Consider the following 401-nt stretch of genomic DNA (forward strand, 5'->3'; position numbering starts at 1 on the left):
CCTAGGTGGCCGAACAACTCGGCCACCATCAAGGCGTGTTGATCCTCGACGACACCGGCTTCGTGAAGAAGGGCACTACCTCCGCAAAGGAGTGCAACGCCAGTACTCCGGCACCGCCGGACGGACCGAGAACTGCCAGATCGGCGTCTTCGCCGCCTACGCCACCAACCGCGGACACGCCCTGGTCGACCGCGAGCTCTACCTGCCCAAGTCCTGGACCGACGACCGGGAACGCTGCCAGGCCGCCCGCATCCCCGACGAGCGCACCTTCGCCACCAAGGGCGACCTCGCCCGGGACATCATCCGCCGCGCCCTGGCCTCCCCGCTTGCCGTCGCCTGGGTCACCGCGGATTCCGCCTACGGACAGGACGCGCACTTCCGACGCTTCCTCGAAGACCACG

General features: G+C 68.3%; 1 pseudogene. It reads left to right on the forward strand.

From position 1 onward, the window contains the following. Nucleotides 1–5: 5 nt before the first annotated feature. Nucleotides 6–401, forward strand: a pseudogene (locus ACYF6T_RS44670) (IS701 family transposase); the annotation flags it as partial.

Source organism: Streptomyces sp. 7R007 (genome assembly GCF_054850255.1).